This window comes from Pyrobaculum islandicum DSM 4184 (assembly GCF_000015205.1).
Taxonomy (GTDB): Archaea; Thermoproteota; Thermoprotei; order Thermoproteales; family Thermoproteaceae; genus Pyrobaculum; species Pyrobaculum islandicum.
In genome coordinates this window covers 533,010-550,851 of record NC_008701.1, presented here as the reverse complement: position 1 = coordinate 550,851, position 17,842 = coordinate 533,010, and the positions used below count along the sequence as shown (strand labels likewise).

Here is a 17,842-nt window from a genome sequence, read left to right as displayed (position 1 = left end):
AGATTAAAAAGAACCCCCGGTTCCCCGCCCGCCAGATTTACGCCCGCGTGACGGGCGAGTATGAAGGCGGAGCCGGTAGGGCCGACCGCATATTAACAGGGTTCTATAGTTGACGGCGGTTTTGTAGTGACGGCATATGTAACCATAGTCACTTGGGGGATTTCGGAAGTTATACGTGTTGAGATTCTCTCTATGACTTCATAGGGTAAACGCGACCAATCTGCCGTCATCGCGTCTTCACTCTCTACAACCCTTATAGTTACAATATAACCGACAGTACGTCTATCACCCTTCACACCCACCCATTTGTCATCGCCAACTACTGCAAAAGCTTGCCACACCTTTCTCAAAATACCTCCTTTCTCCAACTCCTCTTCTATAATTTTAGTAGCCTTTCTCACAATTTCCAACTTCTCTCTGGTAAACGGCCCGATTATACGTACTGCTAAACCAGGGCCTGGAAATGGGTGTCTGTATACCACCTCGTCTGGCAAGCCTAGGGCCCTTGCCAATTTTCTTACTTCATCTTTGTAGAACTCGCGAAGCGGCTCGATAAGTTTTAAGTTAAACCACCTTGGTAAACCGCCTACGTTATGATGACTCTTTATTTTATCTGCTCCCTTTACCGCTCCGCTTTCTATAACGTCAGGGTACAGAGTGCCTTGAGCTAAATATTTCACCTCTGGGAACTTGGATAAAGTCTCTGTAAATACTTCTGCAAATGTCTCCCCTATTATTCTACGTTTTTCTTCACAGTCAGAGACGCCCTCTAGCCGCTTTAGAAATCGCTCACGCGCGTCAACGTAGTAAACTTTTATGCCAAGCGAATTTAATAGTTTCACAACTTGCTCAGGCTCTCCCTCTCTAAACAACCCATGGTCTATAAACACAGCCTTTGCCCTCTCTCCAACTGCCATATGTACAAGTACAGCAACTACAGTACTATCAACGCCACCGCTTACGCCGATAATTATATCGCCATCTTTTACCTCCTTTCTAATCTCCTCAATGAGTTTGCCTATCTGATCCTCTGGTTTCCACACATGCTTTACCCCGGCTATTTTCCTAGCAAAATTCTCCAACAATACACCGCCTTTTGGCGTATGGACAACCTCTGGGTGGAATTGTACACCGTAGATATAATCCTTCTTCATAGCAGCCACGTACCCATTCTCGCTTACTGCCAAAATGGTAAACCCTTCTGGAGGTTGCGCTACATAGTCGCTATGGCTCATCCAAACTATCTCTTCGCTTTCCCATGTGTCGAAAATATGGTCGTTTACCAACACCCTTACCAACGTCTTACCATATTCACCCTTACCCCGCCTTACCAAACCCCCCAACTTTTTTGCAATCAATTGGTGTCCATAGCATATGCCAAGTATAGGCTTACCAATAGCAAATAACTCATCTGGTACGTCAGGCGCACCTTCTTGATAAACAGAACTAGGGCCTCCAGAGAGAATTATTGCTTTTACATCTGGCGCTTTGGCTATTTCAACGGCGTCTTCAGGCGTAACAATCTCCGTATACACCCCCCTTTCTCTGAGACGTCTGGCAATTAAATGGGCATATTGCCCGCCGAAATTTACAACTACTATTCTCTCCACAGGATTGTTAAATCATTTAGTTAAAAACTATTCTATAGATAGCACGTCAAGCTCTAACACTTCTAAGTACGTGTTTAAAATTTCAGCAACGCTTGGCGTAGTTCTACCTCCATCGCCGTGAATAAACTCTTTTACATAGAGCCCACCCTGACATCTTACATAAAGCTCAAAGACGTGAGACGATATAAAACGCCAAACGATTTCATAAACCATCCTCGTCCTCTTCTTTCTTGGATTAAGTCTCTTAATTCGACGCGGTGTGTATTGGACTACTGTCTTGCCCGAAAGTTCAGCAAGTTTTCTAAGCTCCTCCTCAGAAAGCGGGCGATCGGAGTATACTAATGCACGATATAATTTTATATCTGTCTTAGCCTTTTCTTTTAGCTTTCTGACTTCATCTCTAGTGGTAAAACCAAGTGGGATAAAGATCACGTCCCCGTCGGAGTATAGATGTGGGAGTCCTTTGTATTTAGTCGGCTGTTTGATTTCCACAACAAGAGGTCTGCCGGGCCCCAACATTCTAGCGTCGCTATCCTCCCTCCCTGATACATGAATTATGTGTTCTACGCCGCCATACATATCCCTGATGTACTGTAGCTTCTCCAACAAGGAGGATTTTACATTACCGAATTTCTTAGCTTGAGAAATCCTCCGGCTAAGTTTTAGATATACCCCTTCTATAAGAAGAGGATTCTTCACTATATCTATCTTACCGTTTATCAAATCTATCTTTATTAAGATATTTGGCCGTTGTTTATCAACGCGTCTGCCTAGTAGTCTTAAAAGCTCCTTGCCGATTCTCCTATTAATCTCATGTTTAATAGATTCTCCTGTAGAGACGAGGAATTTTTTTACAACCTCTGACTCTCTTTCAAGAATTTCTCTTGGTATTGTGGTACCTACTGCAAAAGTTTCAAACTCTATTCCATCGACTTTTGATACAGCCTCTTTAGCAAAACGTTCAACATTCGAGAGAAGACCTCCGCATATATAACACTGAGCCTCCTCCACAGTAATTCCAATAGTTGAGAGAAAGCGCCTAGTAGGTTTATGTATACGAGCTAGGCTTTTTAAATCTGTAGTAACATCAACGCCTTGGCGGAAAAGTGTGACTAATTTCATATGTAACATCGTCTTTATACTAAAACCCCTTTCCCAATTCTCCAGCGCGTAACCCATTTGTGCAAAAAGTCTACCAAGACAAGAGTCACAAAGTGGGTAGGCCTTGAGAATTTCAAGAGATTTTTCTAGTATATCCACGACGTCCACAACTAGAGATAATATTTAACTTATCGCCTGTGGTAGAGAAGTCTATCAGTTTCAATATTAATAATTACGACTTGGTGATGTGGTGGTAGTTTTCCTAACCCAGCATCACATTCCAAGTCTATGTCAAATGGCTCAAACACTACCACGTAGGTAAAGGGTGGGTTAGGCATACACCTACGTCGACCTCCCGGCCCCACTGTCGTTCCTATAGTTAAGTCAGAAGCCCCCCTCTTTACTATCACACCTGTTAATTTTTCGCCTGCAAATGCCTTTTTTAGAAATCCCACTGAGGAGTCTTCATCTGGAAAAAGTCTCTTTACCCGGCTGCCAAGAATTTTTACTGTCTTTTGTAAATCTACTAGGTAAAACACAGCTTCGGCGTCTTTACGTATGCCATTGGAAATCAAGAGGGCGGCGACAAGCAGTTTTGCATGTATATGCGGCTCCGCCGTAAATCTTCGTAATGAAGTCACTACGAGAAAACGCCTCACTTTGGTATCCTCATTCTCAGCTGTCTCTTTAAAGTCTTAGACATCTTCTTCAGGTTTTCATATACAGTTAGCATCTCTTTTACGTCTTTAGGTGTAACGCCAGCGCCAAGCGCTATTCTGCGGATTCTTGAAGCATTTAGAATATCTGGGTTCTTTAACTCTTCTATTGTCATAGAACTTAATATGGCATACCACTTCTTTAGATTCTTTTGCGAAAGTTCAACTTGCTCCTCCGAGATTTTTGCGGCAAAACCCCCTGGCAACAGTTGAAGTACCTTACTCAGCGGCCCAAGTTTTAACAAACCCTCTATCTGTTTTTTAAAAGTTAAAAGATCTAATCTCCCAGACTCTATCTCCTGTAGAACCTTCTCTTCTTCAAATACGGCTTTTATCTTTTCTACTAACGCGTCTAGGTCGCCCATCCCGAGGACTCTTGCCACAAACTTACGTGGGTTAAACAAATCGAATTCGTCTACGTCTTCGCCAACGCCTATAAACTTCACCCTAGCCCCCGTTTTAATAACAGCGGCTAATGCGCCGCCGCCTCTCGCAGTGCTATCCATCTTTGTAATTATTACCGAATGTATCGGTAGATATTTCATAAAGGCCTCCGCTTGTGCAGCCGCTAGTTTACCAACTGTCGCATCTATTACAAGTATAACCTCGTCGGGGTTTACAGCTTCATATATCATCTTTACCTCTTGTAGTAGAGCCTCTTCGTTTTTATGACGCCCTGCAGTGTCTATAATTACCACGTCCATATTTTTGAAATTTTGGACACCGCGACGTGCGATTTCTACAGCATCTTTACTATCTCTTTCGCCATAGAAAGGGACACCTATCTTTTCCGCAAGTTGTTTCAACTGGTCAAACGCGGCGGGTCTTATAGTATCTGTCTCCACAAGCCCCACTCTATATCCTCTCTTTACCAAATATCTAGCTAATTTTGCGGCTGTCGTTGTTTTCCCGCTTCCTTCGACACCTAGGAGGAGCACCAAATAGGGTTTTTTAACTGGTTTAAACTCGGCGGGTTGCTCCCCGCCCAACAGCTTTACTAATTCATCGTATAGGATATATAAGACGTATTCCCTCGGCGGTATACCGGCAGGCGGCTTCTCCTCACGCATTCTCTTTACTGCATTTTCAGTAAACGTCTTTACCATATCTAGAGGAACGTCGGCTTTAAGAAGCGCTCTTTGAATCTCTCTTGAAAGCTCTTGTAACGTTGCTTCGTCTATATAACTAACACCTCTAATTTTTTCGACAAGCTTACTAAATACTTCGCCAAGCGCCTTCACGTAGTAACTGCAGTGGGAGCTTAAATTTATTGTGTCACCGGTGGCGCTTGCGCTTGCTGACTTAACGTCGCGTACCAAATATCTATTTGTTTCATAAAATTCTCGAGACGATCTAAGATGTATATGCCATAGTGGGGATATATCTCAAAGACAAGTTTCTGTGGCCGCACCGCTGTCCACCTCATCTTTCTTATAAACATAACTCTAAATACAAAGCCTCTGTATTCCATAAGCTCAAGCTTTATCACGCCGCTTGCTAAATACTCCTCTACACCAAAGCGGCTTATTTTATTCTCACCAGTAGGAATCTCAGAGGTCAGCAGTGTGGTTATGTCTTTTATCTTTCTCAGCTGGAATACAAGCTCCCTCATATACTCTCTCACCCATAAGATGTCTGTATGCGATGTGATAATCAAGGGAGCTATTGGATCTATGACAAGTCTCTTTATTCCAAATTTTTTGACATATTCAAGAATTATTTTAGCAATATCTCGTGGATCTGCAGTTACCTTTTCCTCTTTAGCGTACGTCCTAAAATGCGTCCTGAGGTCTACAAATATTAGCTTATTCTGGTTTTCAAGTATGTCGAGATCCCAGCCAAGAGAGTCTTTTACTCCACGTTTTACATCCTCAGAGGGTTCGTCTATTGTAATATAGAGCCCGGGCTCGTCATATATCTCAGCCCCGGTTTTTAGAAATTGAAGACTAAATATTGTCTTCCCCTGGCCTGCCTCTCCTGCAACTAAATAGATCTCTCCCTTTCTAAAGCCGCCCTGTAGTAACTGGTCGATATACCAAATCCCTGTGGGCGCTCTGTTATCATATACTGGGTAATAATCCTGGTATTCATAGTACTGTTCCTGAAAAGACATACGCCTCCTGTGGCGAGCATAAATATATTTGTTTTGTTCACATATCCATACGACATATTAATCACTTATTTAACTTAGTTACGTTGCTCAAAAATACGCCATTTGCCACGGAATTCGTAGAAGAATTTATATGCGATTTGACGCCAAACAGCGTGAAGTTTCTCAAAGAGCTCCGGCTCTACAGATGAAATAAAGAGGGCAGAGATAAACGCATTTTCCCTAAATGGCGGCAACCAATAATCGGCAAGTATCAAATCGCCCCACTCTCCACTCTTCGCCCTAGCTCTTTCCAACATGTCGAGAGATATGTCAAGACAAACCACGTAGCTTTTTAATACCTCAAAAGCCAGCCCAACTCCACATCCGGCGTCTACTACCTTCTCGCCCACCTGTGACAGAATAAGCCAATACTTGAGACGTTGCTCCACGCCATACACCTCTTCGTATATTGGGGCCAACCTCCTATAGAGCTCTATTAAGTATTCTCTCGCCATAGTAACACCAAAGAGATAAAAGCCGAAGCAGTGGCTAATATAAAAATCGGAATACTTGCACCTATGTCAAAGAAGTAGCCATATAAAATACCGCCTACGAGAAGACCAAAGCCCCACATAGCATTTATCACGCCCAGCGACGTCGCGCCCCCAAGTCTAGCGGCGTGTGCTTTCGCAACCACGTCTGCGTATGACGTCACAACAGAATAAAGCACGGCACCTAAGAACAACGCTGGAATATTTCCAGCCACAAAAATAGCCGCCAACAGGATTGAGAAAAGTGGAGCGACCAATAGGGCTTTGGCATTCTTATCATAGAAATGCCCCAGTAGCAAAGACACAGGCACCTCCGAAACCATAGCGACTAGATAAAGAAGCGAGGCCATCCAAGCAACTTCAGCGAGTTTATACATGAAAAGAGATATGTGAATTAGAGATAGCCCCAAGAGAAATTGGGTCACGCCAAATTTAAAAACAGTTAAATCCATAAGGATTGTAGACTTCCTCTTCTCCGGCTTTAATTTGCCAACCCTATATGCCACATACAGCGTAAATAATGCGGCAACCCCTGGAGCAAGCGATATGAGAAATACGTCGCGTGGCGTGAATTTATAATATAACATCGCCGTCGCCATAGCTACACCAATAATCGCCCCAATTTGGTCAAGAGAGGCATGTATGCCAAATGCCCTCCCCCTAGCTTCCGCTCCCCCCGCCGCGGAAATTATTGCGTCACGCGCCGGCGTACGCAACGCCTTGCTAAACCTCTCCAAAAATATCAGGCCAGCAACTTGCCACATATCTCTAGCAAACACAAGCCCCGCCACTGCCGCCACTTGCAACGCATAACCAAGGAAAGTCTCAAGCCAGTAACCCCCTCTTTTATCAGCAAGCGGGCCTGTTATAAACCTAGCAGCGTAGCCCAAGGCATCGCCAAGGCCAAAGACAAAGCCTACAAAAACCGCAGAAGCGCCTAGGTAGTATAGATACTGCGGAACTACGGCACGCACGCTCTCATAAAGCCAGTCGGCAAGAAGCGATACTAGGCCAAGAATGAGTATAAGCCTGAGATTCATAACGGGCCCAACTCTTACGTTTTTTATATAATTTTCCCATCCTCACATGACCAAAGAATAATTGTGTATAAACGGGTTTGGCGCCGGGGGTGGGATTTGAACCCACGCCCCCGAACGGGGACGGGCTTAGCAGGCCCGCGCCTTGGACCAACTCGGCCACCCCGGCTCTACCCCTATATTTTTCGGCCTTTATAAAGTTGAGCCCAATCAGACCTGGCCACTACGGACATCCCCATCCCCAACTAGGCGTTCATCACCACATCTATACCAGCTTATGAAATTTTTACAGAAACTGGCGCCGGGGCCGGGATTTGAACCCGGGCCCCCTAGACGGGGACGGGATCTCCAGTCCCGCGCCTTGGGCCGCTCGGCCACCCCGGCTGAGTCTTCTTGGCGGTATGTTTTTAAGCTTTATCCTCCGATATACACCTCCTTGACCTTTGGGTCGTTAGCAACTTCCTCTGGGAGGCCTTTGGCTATTACTTTACCGCTGGCCATAGCGTAGACATAGTCTACATATTTAAACGCTATATCAATACGATGTTCTATAACGAGAAAAGTCACGTTTTGTTGCTTATTTATGTCACGCACTATTTTAAACACCTCGTGCGCCTGGTCGACAGGTACGCCAGCTATAGGCTCGTCTAATATTATAAGATTTGCCCCCGCCATCAACGCCCTGGCAAGCTCAAGCAACTTCATTTCACCGGCAGATAATAAGTATGCGGGAACATCCCACTTATCTATAAGTCTAACAGCCTTAAGAATTCCAAATGCCCTTCTGGCCAACTCCTCCTCTTCTTTAACCCAATTTTTTAACAGAGCAGATATTACACTCTCCCCACGTTGGCCTCTGGCAACAGCAAGTAGGTTTTCAAGCACAGTAAGCTTCTGGAAGATCTGCGGTATCTGGAAAGTTCTTACAATCCCAATTTCGAAAATCTTGTGCGGAGGCCACCCCGTAATATCAATCATCTTGCCATCCGGCTTTGTGTAAAACACCCTGCCTGCCTCAGGCTTGTAAACTCCTGTAATAACATTGACAAGCGTAGTCTTTCCAGAGCCGTTAGGGCCGATAATCAGCGTCACTCTCCCCTTCTCTATTTCTACGTCAACGCCATCAAGAGCTCTAAAAGCACCAAACTGTTTTACAATACCTTTGGTAACTAAAAGAACCATTTGGAAAAAACACTATTTATTTTTAAAATTAACTCTGGAATAGAGACTTGCCCTGGTCAAAGATTGTGATCCTCCTCTCTGCGCCGTAGTAGTAGGCAGCGTCCACGTATTTAGCTGTGCCGTTGACGATGGCGACGCCCCATATCACGTAGTTGGGGTAGGCGCGGTCTCCCGCCTGGTCTAGATATACCTTGCCTGTGGCGCCTTGGTATGTGCCTTCTTTACCCCACTGCTCTAGGGTGGCGCGTACTTTCTCTGGGTCGTCTGTGCCGGTCTTGCAGATTATCTGCATTAGCATCATGGCGGCGTCGTAGCCATATGGGTCGTAGGCCACAGGCTCTCTGCCGTATTTAGCCCTGTACTCCTTCTTGAACTCCTGGTACTTGGGGTCGTTGGGGTCTGGGGCGGTGATAGTGCCGAGCAACTTACGGGCCGCCATCTCTTTCCCAACCTGTTTAATCAAGGCGTCGCTGTAGGCAATGCCGTCTGTGCCAATCCATCTGACCTTGCCGAGGACTGGGTCTTGCGCCGCGGATTGCATAGCCACCACGCCGTCGTCTTCAAAAGTCACAAATATAACTGCAGAGTCGCCACTCGGCTGGCCGAGGGCGGCTGAGAGCTTTCTAACAACTTCTGGAATTGCGGTGGGGAAGGCCTTGGGGTCTGGGTCGTAGCCTTGCGCTGAGGCGATCTGTATGCCGAGTTTCTCAGCCTCCTTAGTTATGGCGTCTTTAAGGCCGACGCCCCACTCGTCGTTTCTATAGAGGATGACGGCCTTCTTAACGCCCAGTTGCTTTAGGAGGTCGGCTATCGCCGCCGCCTGGGCGAAGTCCGTAGGCACTATCCTATAGACCCAGTCGTTGGGTATTGCCAGAGCTGGCGAGGTGGAGGAGGGGCTGAAGATTATGATCTTGTTCTGGTCGGCGAAAGGCTTTACTGCTTTAACCTCTCCGCTGGCCATAGGCCCTACAACAAAACGCACACCTTTAGCATACAAGACCTGCACCTTCTGAAGAGCCTGCTGCGGATTAGTCCCAGTGTCTTCCACAAGAAGCTCAAACCTATAGCTGGGACACATCCTATTGGCATCCTCCACAGCCAACTCAACAGCATTCTTAACACCAATGCCGTAGGACTGCAGACCACCAGTCAAAGGCAACGCAGCACCAATGTAGACAACTTTCCTAACTGGGGTAGGTGAGGGAGATGGTGTGGGAGTTGGTGTAGGCTTCGGCGTTTGTGTTGGACTTGGCGTAAGGGGCGTTGGCGTGGTTGGCGCGGTCTGTTTACCGCCTGTTGCTAAAATAGCGACTATTGCGACTAGTATTACCACTACAACTGCTATTCCTATGTATAGTATTTTTGATGCCATAGCGTGTAGATAACGAGAATTTAAATACTTTGAAAATCTATATAATACTGTATATTGTATAGAGGTTTGCATAATAAGATTTATTTATATTTGCTTTTCTCGCCATATGGAATTCCTGGGCATCGACTATCCTACATTAGCTAGAGCAATAATATTCTCAAATATATATGTACTGTTAGGTCTTGGCTTAAATCTGACTTATATCACTACTAAGATCCCTTCTTTTGCCCATGGCGATTTAGCAACGGTGGGGGCCTATGTTAGCTACTTTACTATAGTATTTCTACTTCAACCTTTCGGGCTTCCTGCGAATATCTATCTGACTTTTCCATTAGTTGCACTAGTCACAGGTCTTGTAGCTGTTTTAAGCTACATAGCTGTCTTTAAACCCATGATTAGGAGAGGTGCTGGCATAACTCCTCTTATGATTGCGTCTTTTGGCCTACATTATGTAATATTTGCCTCTATAGCCATAGTGGCCGACTATGTACAGAATACATTTGGATATCTCACGAGAAACATACTTCTAACAAGGTGGGAATATATATGGCCTGGCACAGATTTTTTAACTTCCGCGTTGATAAACACCACCATAATGGTGGCCATAATCACAACACTTCTCTACTTCCTATTGTATAAGACTCGATACGGCATAGTCATGAGAGCCAGCATTGACAACCTCTACTTAGCAAGAGCGGTAGGCATAAACGTAGAGAAAGTATTTACAGCCGCTTGGCTTTTAATTGGAGCTGTGACTGGTATAGCGGGGGTCTATATGGCTATGTTTTTCCCCATGACAGAGGAACTTGGATGGCTTAGACTCGCAGTTGTGTTTATAGTGTCTGTTGTAGGCGGCTTATCGAATATCTATGGAGCTGTGTTGGGAGGTTATGTCGTTGGATTAAGTCTCGTATTAGGTGCGACCTATATACTAACACCATTGAATATACCTACAGAATTCCAACTTGTGATTCCCTTCGCGTTTGTTATTGTAATACTGTTGTTTGCTCCACAGGGGCTTGTTGAAATTATATCATCATTAGTCCAGAGAATTAGAAAATGATACTCCAAATAGACCCTGGCGCATTAATTATACTTTTTAGAGAAACCGCCGTACTTTTTGCAATATATGGAATATATGTCTTAAGTCTTAACTTAGAGGTAGGCTACCTGGGGCTTCCTCAATTTGGAAAAGTCATGTTTTTAGCACTGGGCGGGCTAACCGTGGGAGGCATAACGACGAAAATAGCTCTTGAAATTTATAAAGCCACTATTGCATCTCAACTTGGCATAGATCCCTTAGCTGATATAGACAGGTATTGCTCGGCCTATCAGTATCAAACCGTTACGATTATAAATAATATATTTAGTATGTCACCGCTTTATGGAACGCTGTTTTTCCTACTTTCCATAACTCTAGCAGCCCTGTTGGCAGGCGTCTTCGGCGTCCTTATGGCAGGTCCCGCATTGAGACTACGCGAAGATTATTTAGGCATTCTTCTTCTTGTAAGTGCAGAGACTATTAGAGTAATTACGACATATACGCCCCCCATTGCATGCGGTGTTTTCGGCGCCGTCGTACCAGATCCGTTTGCGTGGATGGGAAGTTACAGACCCTGGGGGTATTTAGCAATCACGGCACTCTTTCTCCTCCTAACATTAGTAATATTGGAGAGACTTGGAAACTCGCCCTTTGGCCGCGCCTTAAGAGCTATACGTGATGCAGAAGTCGCCGCAAGAGTTTTCGGCAAAGATATCGTAAAGTTTAGAGTTAGAGTGTTAGCCACAGCATCTGCTCTCAGCGGAGTTGCCGGTGCGCTACTTGTCTTCTACAATAACTTTGTAAACATGGGTCAGTTTGTCCCACTCTATACCTTTATTGCATGGGCTATGTTGATTATAGGCGGGACTGGTAATAACATTGGCGCTCTTATAGGTGTCGCAGTATATTATGCTTTAGAAAGAATAATAAGTATCTACAAAGAAAGTATTAGATCTATCGTAAATGTAGATCCGATTTTCTTCCAGTATATAATATTTGGTATAGCAATAATTCTTGTACTTATGTTTAGGCCCCAGGGTATATTTGGAGAGAAACCTTCTAAAACTTTAAGCCGCAATATTTTAGAGAAACTACGTAAAGAGGTGTAACCACAGCGTGAAGCTTTCGCCCATTGCTCCTCATAGCGGTAATAGTCGGTCGCTCGTTGTGAAATACACTTTAGTTTTTGACGACGATAGTCTGAGCTTGCGGCAGTATTTCTGGCTATGTTTATATCGGTGTTCAGAACAACACCGAACCTCTCTTGTATAGACCCTCCCATCTTCAAGATTACATCACAGAAAGGATACTTCTTTGACGCCTAGACCCTCATACACAACGTAGAGCTTTATCCCACTATATACCACCACATCATATTCTCACTCCCTTGTCATCAAAAGAAGACAAGCGATTCATATGGCGGATATAGAGACAAGGCTCCGCCGAGAGTCTACTCGGTCTTGTCCCGTTCTACGACAGAGTTTATGAAATTAGATTGGAGAGTAAAAACTCTTATTCACCACAGAGCAAGATTTGTAGATGTAAATGGGTGTAAATACTTATATAGCTTTTGCTTTTTCTAAGGCCATGTCAGTGACAATAGACCCAAGAACGTTCTACGCAAATCCACCGCCGGGGAAGCCATTTTATGTACGATTTGAAGTTCCAGCCGAGGTTGCTGAGAAAGCGTTGGAAATACTGTCAATAGCTAGACAAACAGGGAAGATTAAGAAAGGGACTAATGAAACTACAAAGGCCGTGGAAAGAGGACTTGCGAAACTTGTACTTATTGCAGAAGACGTCGACCCGCCGGAAGTTGTGGCGCATTTGCCACTTCTTTGTGAAGAGAAGAAAGTTCCCTATGTCTATGTGCCATCTAAAGAGAAGTTGGGCAAAGCGGCGGGTATTAATGTATCTGCGGCATCAGCTGTAGTTATAGACCCAGGCCAAGCTGCCGGCGATTTAGAAGCACTAGTGGCTAAGATAAATGAGATAAGAGCTAAACACGGTCTAAACGCTATTCCTCTACCTAGTAGCGGCGCCGCTAAAAAGTAGCTATTTCTGTCGTTTTCTCACCCAAGCGAGTCTCCGAGGGTCTCTTTTGAATTTCACAGCGCTTACAAAACATTTCCTACTACAAAATCTCAGCGTAGTGCCGTCTGTTTTTACATACATTATGCCGTAGCCCGGCAAGATGTCAGCCCCACAGAATGCACATTTATAAATCTTCATCGTGCCGTAATTCTCCGCGCTTCTCTTTCGGTTTCTCTTAACATCACTATGTCGCCGAGTCTCACAGGCCCTTTAATATTTCTAGTCAAGATACGGCCTTTATCACGGCCTTCGAGAATTTTTACTTTGACTTGTGTGACCTCTCCAGCTACCCCGGTTCTTCCAAGTATTTGTATAACTAGAGCCGCAACGGCGTCTTCATATGGCGAAAATTTTACCTCACTCGACATGCGCACGGTATGAATATCGATATTTAAAATTTTCTTTCTAGACTTCAACCGCTAGAGTTCCTCATAAAGATAAACCTCACGAATGTGAAAATCGCGATTTTCTACGATCAATTTCTCAATAACGATCTCGTCGTATCGAAGGATCGTAATGACGATTTCAGAAGACTTTCTTATTTATAATCCCTTAAGTATTTATTCATGTGGATCCTCTAAAGCCTCCGCGGGAGGAGTTTGAAAAATTTGTGGCAGAGGTGGCGTATGCTATAGGTATCGGCGAGGTGCCTGAGATAGAGAGATCGAAACGCTTTGGTTACTTTTCTGCAAAGTTTCATAAGTATAGAGTAGACGCTGGAAAACTTAAAGAAACAGTAGACTCTCTTAAAAGCCGTCAGTTTAAGTACCTCACATCTATTTCTGTAGATGGGCTCTATCTAAACGTTGACTTGGCAGTAGAGAAAGTCGCAGAATTGACTTTTAGAGCAGTTGCCGAAATGGGCGATAAATATGGCTTTACTGATGAGTGTAAGATAGGGAGTTTTCTTGTTGAACACACGTCGGCTAATCCAATACATCCTCTGCATATTGGACATGGCAGAAATGCCATATTGGGAGATTCTCTTGTTAGATTGTTAAGATTCTGTGGTAATGTTGTTCAGTCTCATTTCTATGTTGACGACTGTGGCGTCCAGGTGATGTATGCCGCTATTGGATATAATGTGGTAAAAAAGTACGTAGATGAGGTTCTCAAGAGGACGAAACCCGATGTTGTAATAGGGGCTATTTATTCCGCAGTTAATGCAATTGCTGAAATAAATAGATTAAAGAAAGAGTTAGAAAAAGAGAAAGACGATGAGAAAAGGAGAGAAATTATAAACGAAATAGATAGTTGGGTCTCTGTATTAAAGCGCCTTATTGACACAGAGGGGGAGGTTATTAATAAACTCGTGGAGGTTCTTGGACAAAGAAATATTGTAGAAGAGGCAGCTGAGCTTAATAAAAGGTATGAAACAGGCGACCCGGAAGTGAAGAAAATTGTTAGAGAAGTCGTCGAGTTAGTACTAAAGGGGCAGAGAGAGACTTTAGCCAGATTGGGGATAGAGCTAGACAGCTGGGATTATGAAAGCGATATAGCTGTATGGTCTGGCGAGGCAACACGTGTGGTGTCCGAACTACGGAGGAGGTGGCCACAGTATATTGACGATAGAGGTGGCGCCGTGGTGTTCCGCGCCGATAAGTTTGTAGAAGATTTCAAGCTGTGGGACGTGTTAGATCTCCCGAAATTCATACCTCCTGTTACGTTGACGAGGTCTGACGGCACTACGCTCTATGTGACAAGAGATGTAGCATATGCGCTTTGGCAGGCAAGACGCGGATTTGACAAAGTCATACGCGTGATATCTACAGAGCAGACACATGAACAAGCGCATGTTCGTATTATCCTCTACGCTCTTGGATATGAAGATGTCGCCAAGAAATTGATACATTACGCTTATGAAATGGTGAATTTACCTGGCATGAAAATGTCCGCAAGGAGGGGTCAATATATATCTCTAGACGAGATTTTAGATGAAGCTGTTGAACGTTCGGCAGATCTTGTAAAAGAGAAAAACCCGGAGATCGCAGGTATTATAGCGGAGAGAGTTGGAGTGGGGTCTGTGAGATATGCCTTTTTATCTACAAGCCCTAGAAAACCTATAGAGTTTAAGTGGGAGACTGTGTTAAATATGAGACAAAACTCAGGCCCCTTCCTCCAATACACATATGTAAGAGCCTATTCGATTTTAGAAAAAGCTCAAGAGATAGATCTTAAAAAAGTCGCCATTCCCAAAGAGATACTCCCAGAGGAGAGAGAGCTCATATTAAAAGTTGCAGAATGGCCTAGCGTCGTTAGAGAGGCAACTCGCGCGCTTAGGCCTGACTATGTGGCAGAATTCTTAGACGGACTTGCGCTTATATTTAATAGCTATTACGAAAAAGCGCCAGTGTTAAAAACAGAGGAGCCTGTGAGAAGTTTTAGACTTGCTTTAGTAAACTCTGTTAAGACAGTACTAGCCGCGGGGTTCTATATCTTAGGCATACCCACGCTTACAAAGATGTGAAGCCGCAAGAATTGGGGCAAATTGGGGAGTATGTGGCGGAAATTTTTCTAAGGCAAAATGGCTATATCACATGGAGACCTGTCAAATTCATACGGTTTTTAGAACTAGCGGTCGCATACGAGGGTATAAGAGGCGAGAGTTGTGAAAAAGAGCCGCCAGAGCCGCTTACTTTAACTGTGCCGACAGACGTCGGCTATATAAGTCTTACGTACTGGAGGGGGCGCTGTCTATCTATAGACGGTAGACGTATAACACAGCTAGAATACAGCATATATGCCCCGTGTGTTAAAAAGTGTATTAAAAAAGCCATGGGGCCTCTTCTTGAAGTCTTTAGGCCTATTGCCAGAGAGTTGCTCAGCTATAGGCGCGTTCTTAAAACATTTGACCTCTTCGCCTTTAAAAATGGCGTAATCTATGCAGTTGAGGTAAAAACTAACGGTGGAAAGATCTCAGATATACAAAGAGAAAAAGTTGTAGTTTTGAAAAATATCAGACATCTCTTAATTCACGTATATCTCCAGAGCCCTGTCGTGAAGTTAGAGAGGTTATAACTTGCGCTGTTTTCTCAAGACATATAACTACATCACGCGCTAGAAACTCCCTTGTCTCAGGCGAGAGCGTTTCATATATCTCACTTTGGGAGAGGACATATGCCGCTGCGAGAAACTTAGCCAACACATATTCTCCACTTTGTTGTATAACCTCTTCCATTTTTCTCCAACACTCCAGCCAACTATCTGCCTGTAATAACTCGAGACAGAGACCTGAAAGAGATCTATAATCGCCCTTTTCTAACGCCGTCTTTATACTATGTCTCAGTGATTCCCTCATCGATAAGTATGTTTTCTTCTCTAAAGCCCATTTCTATTAATATCTTCTTGATTTTCTGACGGTGGTCGCCCTGTATTTCAATCCAACTGTCTCTTATAGTGCCGCCTGCGGCTAGTCTCTTTTTTAACTCTCTGGCCATGTCTTTTATGCCCAATTGTTTTGCGTCTTCTGAATTTCCAAAATCTACTATAGTTACGTAATGCCCCCTCCGGTTTTCTAACCTTATTCTAACTAACGCCTTTTCTTTAGTAAGCGTCTGCATTAACGTCTCTTCCTCAGAGCCGCCCAACAGTTGGTCTATGATGTCTTCGGCGTCTTGGTTTGGAAGTTTTATCTCCATTCTATGTCTCTATCTCCCCTCAGTATTTAAATGTTCCTCTTAATATTTGGCGATAATGTCGTCTTGATTTTTTGTACAATGTTTATAGGGGCATTTATAAAAACTGCAATATATCTAGCATGGAAAACTCTCTCTACACAATCTATGACATTTGGTTTGTCTGATAAAAGAAGTTCGACAGGCTTTACCACAATATACGGAGCCAGCTGGAGATATAACGGCGTTGTATAAACCTTGTGTACACATTCAAACATCCTACGCCGTCCTGTTGCAATATAACCTATTCCAAATTCTCCGCTGGGGTCTACAAATGAGACGTAGGCTTCCCACGGTGGAACAAGCCCGTCTATTTCGACACCATCTACTACATATTTCTCTCCCGGCGTAAAAATAAAGTTTATCTCCTGTTTAATAACCCAGGGCAGATTTATGGCAGATATCTCGTATTTATCGTCTATTTTCCTCGCCCCGAATCTTTTCACAAGCTCTGTAGGCAAAGGCGCAAAAACTTCCACAATTGTTAAAACACCGTTAAATATTACCTTTATGGTCATAAAACTCACACAACCACCTAAAGAGCCAAAAGAGTTGGGGGTCGAGGAATTTCCAAGACTAGGAATTATAGGAGGTAGCGGTCTTTACGACCCTGGCATATTTGAAAACGCCGTGGAGGTACAAATACATACGCCATATGGTCTACCCTCTGACAATGTAATAATTGGACGTGTATCAGGACGTGTCGTCGCCTTTTTGCCCAGACATGGCAGAGGACATAAGTATCCTCCGCATAAAATACCTTATCGCGCTAATATATACGCGCTTTATACATTAGGAGTTAGGTCTATAATAGCCGTAAGTGCTGTCGGCTCTTTAAGACCTGACTACGCTCCCGGCGATTTCGTCGTTCCTGATCAATTCGTCGATATGACTAAGTCGCGTGAATACACATTTTACGACGGGCCGCGTACGTGTCATATATCAATTGGGCTAGAGCCTTTTACCCAGGAGATTAGAAAAGTTTTAGTAGAGGTGGCAAGCAGATATAATAGAACACATGACGGGGGGTGCTACATATGTATTGAAGGGCCTCGGTTTAGTACAAAAGCTGAATCTAGAATATGGCGGGAGGTTTTTGGATGCGACATAATAGGCATGACTCTTGTGCCGGAGATTAACTTAGCTAGAGAATTAGGCATGTGTTATGGCTTAATCGCCCTTGTGACAGACTACGATGTGTTAGTTCCTCACCAACCTGTGACAGCAGAGGCTGTAGAAAAAATGATGACCGAAAAAATCGACATTATAAAAAGAGTTATTGCAGAGGCCGTACCAAGAATTCCGGCAGAAATTCCCAAATGCGGCGATGTATTGAAATATGCCTGTGTCTAAAGTTTATATATCAGTGCC

Annotated in this window: 20 protein-coding genes and 2 tRNA genes; 6 read left to right on the top strand and 16 right to left on the bottom strand. The window is 44.0% G+C overall.

Going from position 1 to position 17,842, the window contains the following annotated elements; all coding sequences use genetic code 11:
• Positions 1 to 92: 92 nt before the first annotated feature.
• The 11 genes from guaA to PISL_RS03045 form a co-directional block, all read right to left on the bottom strand.
• A complete protein-coding gene (gene guaA, locus PISL_RS03095) occupies positions 93 to 1,610 on the bottom strand; it encodes a glutamine-hydrolyzing GMP synthase (protein ID WP_011762354.1) in 1,518 nt (505 codons plus the stop codon).
• Positions 1,611 to 1,637: 27 nt separating this feature from the next.
• Entirely contained in the window at positions 1,638 to 2,870 is a 1,233-nt protein-coding gene (locus tag PISL_RS03090; protein WP_053240295.1) for a tRNA pseudouridine(54/55) synthase Pus10, read from the bottom strand.
• Positions 2,871 to 2,899: 29 nt separating this feature from the next.
• Complete coding sequence (locus tag PISL_RS03085; RefSeq protein WP_053240294.1) at positions 2,900 to 3,370, bottom strand: hypothetical protein; 471 nt, start codon at positions 3,368 to 3,370, stop codon at positions 2,900 to 2,902.
• On the bottom strand, positions 3,367 to 4,668 hold the full coding sequence (locus PISL_RS03080) for a signal recognition particle protein Srp54 (protein WP_011762351.1): 1,302 nt from the start codon (positions 4,666 to 4,668) through the stop codon (positions 3,367 to 3,369). The genes PISL_RS03085 and PISL_RS03080 overlap by 4 nt, the downstream gene beginning before the upstream one ends.
• A gap of 26 nt (positions 4,669 to 4,694) precedes the next feature.
• Positions 4,695 to 5,540: an ATPase domain-containing protein gene (locus tag PISL_RS03075; RefSeq protein ID WP_011762350.1), complete on the bottom strand. Its 846-nt coding sequence runs from the start codon at positions 5,538 to 5,540 to the stop codon at positions 4,695 to 4,697.
• A gap of 74 nt (positions 5,541 to 5,614) precedes the next feature.
• Positions 5,615 to 6,034: a class I SAM-dependent methyltransferase gene (locus tag PISL_RS03070; RefSeq protein ID WP_011762349.1), complete on the bottom strand. Its 420-nt coding sequence runs from the start codon at positions 6,032 to 6,034 to the stop codon at positions 5,615 to 5,617.
• Positions 6,016 to 7,110: an MFS transporter gene (locus tag PISL_RS03065; protein ID WP_011762348.1), complete on the bottom strand. Its 1,095-nt coding sequence runs from the start codon at positions 7,108 to 7,110 to the stop codon at positions 6,016 to 6,018. Before PISL_RS03065 ends, PISL_RS03070 begins: the two co-directional genes overlap by 19 nt.
• 78 nt (positions 7,111 to 7,188) lie before the next feature.
• Positions 7,189 to 7,276: transfer RNA gene (locus PISL_RS03060), tRNA-Ser, on the bottom strand.
• 127 nt (positions 7,277 to 7,403) lie between these two features.
• Positions 7,404 to 7,491, bottom strand: a tRNA-Ser gene (locus tag PISL_RS03055).
• Positions 7,492 to 7,521: 30 nt separating this feature from the next.
• Positions 7,522 to 8,289, bottom strand: a complete 768-nt coding sequence (locus tag PISL_RS03050) for an ABC transporter ATP-binding protein (RefSeq protein WP_011762347.1) — start codon at positions 8,287 to 8,289, stop codon at positions 7,522 to 7,524.
• A 28-nt stretch (positions 8,290 to 8,317) separates the two neighbouring features.
• On the bottom strand, positions 8,318 to 9,661 hold the full coding sequence (locus tag PISL_RS03045; RefSeq protein WP_011762346.1) for an ABC transporter substrate-binding protein: 1,344 nt from the start codon (positions 9,659 to 9,661) through the stop codon (positions 8,318 to 8,320).
• Between the two features lie 106 nt (positions 9,662 to 9,767).
• On the opposite strand from PISL_RS03045, the gene PISL_RS03040 reads away from it, so the two are divergent.
• The 3 genes from PISL_RS03040 to rpl7ae all read left to right on the top strand — a co-directional run bounded on the left by PISL_RS03040 (position 9,768) and on the right by rpl7ae (position 12,758).
• Positions 9,768 to 10,724: a branched-chain amino acid ABC transporter permease gene (locus PISL_RS03040; protein WP_011762345.1), complete on the top strand. Its 957-nt coding sequence runs from the start codon at positions 9,768 to 9,770 to the stop codon at positions 10,722 to 10,724.
• A complete protein-coding gene (locus tag PISL_RS03035) occupies positions 10,721 to 11,812 on the top strand; it encodes a branched-chain amino acid ABC transporter permease (RefSeq protein WP_011762344.1) in 1,092 nt (363 codons plus the stop codon). Before PISL_RS03040 ends, PISL_RS03035 begins: the two co-directional genes overlap by 4 nt.
• 478 nt (positions 11,813 to 12,290) lie before the next feature.
• Positions 12,291 to 12,758: a 50S ribosomal protein L7Ae gene (rpl7ae, locus tag PISL_RS03030; protein WP_053240293.1), complete on the top strand. Its 468-nt coding sequence runs from the start codon at positions 12,291 to 12,293 to the stop codon at positions 12,756 to 12,758.
• Here the strand turns inward: rpl7ae and PISL_RS03025 are convergent, their stop codons facing one another.
• Together PISL_RS03025 and PISL_RS03020 are read right to left on the bottom strand one after the other, a co-directional pair.
• Entirely contained in the window at positions 12,759 to 12,935 is a 177-nt protein-coding gene (locus PISL_RS03025) for a 50S ribosomal protein L24e (protein ID WP_011762342.1), read from the bottom strand.
• Positions 12,932 to 13,165, bottom strand: coding sequence for a 30S ribosomal protein S28e (locus PISL_RS03020; protein WP_011762341.1), 234 nt, complete (start codon positions 13,163 to 13,165; stop codon positions 12,932 to 12,934). The genes PISL_RS03025 and PISL_RS03020 overlap by 4 nt, the downstream gene beginning before the upstream one ends.
• A gap of 200 nt (positions 13,166 to 13,365) precedes the next feature.
• Between PISL_RS03020 and PISL_RS03015 the strand changes: the two genes are divergently transcribed.
• Positions 13,366 to 15,264 carry an arginine--tRNA ligase gene (locus tag PISL_RS03015; RefSeq protein ID WP_011762340.1) on the top strand — a complete coding sequence of 633 codons (1,899 nt, stop codon included), beginning with the start codon at positions 13,366 to 13,368 and terminating at the stop codon, positions 15,262 to 15,264.
• Positions 15,261 to 15,815 carry a hypothetical protein gene (locus PISL_RS03010; RefSeq protein ID WP_167827606.1) on the top strand — a complete coding sequence of 185 codons (555 nt, stop codon included), beginning with the start codon at positions 15,261 to 15,263 and terminating at the stop codon, positions 15,813 to 15,815. Before PISL_RS03015 ends, PISL_RS03010 begins: the two co-directional genes overlap by 4 nt.
• On the opposite strand, the gene PISL_RS03005 is transcribed toward PISL_RS03010, so the two are convergent.
• From PISL_RS03005 to PISL_RS02995, 3 genes are read right to left on the bottom strand one after another with little or no spacing between them, the layout of a single operon-like run.
• On the bottom strand, positions 15,754 to 16,095 hold the full coding sequence (locus PISL_RS03005) for a hypothetical protein (RefSeq protein WP_053240292.1): 342 nt from the start codon (positions 16,093 to 16,095) through the stop codon (positions 15,754 to 15,756). The genes PISL_RS03010 and PISL_RS03005 overlap by 62 nt on opposite strands.
• Positions 16,073 to 16,435, bottom strand: coding sequence for an SUI1 family translation initiation factor (locus tag PISL_RS03000; RefSeq protein WP_011762338.1), 363 nt, complete (start codon positions 16,433 to 16,435; stop codon positions 16,073 to 16,075). The genes PISL_RS03005 and PISL_RS03000 overlap by 23 nt, the downstream gene beginning before the upstream one ends.
• A gap of 26 nt (positions 16,436 to 16,461) precedes the next feature.
• Positions 16,462 to 16,989 (bottom strand): hypothetical protein, encoded by a 528-nt coding sequence (locus tag PISL_RS02995; RefSeq protein ID WP_245218457.1) that lies wholly within the window; start codon positions 16,987 to 16,989, stop codon positions 16,462 to 16,464.
• On the opposite strand from PISL_RS02995, the gene PISL_RS02990 reads away from it, so the two are divergent.
• Positions 16,982 to 17,824 carry an S-methyl-5'-thioadenosine phosphorylase gene (locus PISL_RS02990; RefSeq protein ID WP_011762336.1) on the top strand — a complete coding sequence of 281 codons (843 nt, stop codon included), beginning with the start codon at positions 16,982 to 16,984 and terminating at the stop codon, positions 17,822 to 17,824. The genes PISL_RS02995 and PISL_RS02990 overlap by 8 nt on opposite strands.
• Positions 17,825 to 17,842 lie beyond the last annotated feature (18 nt).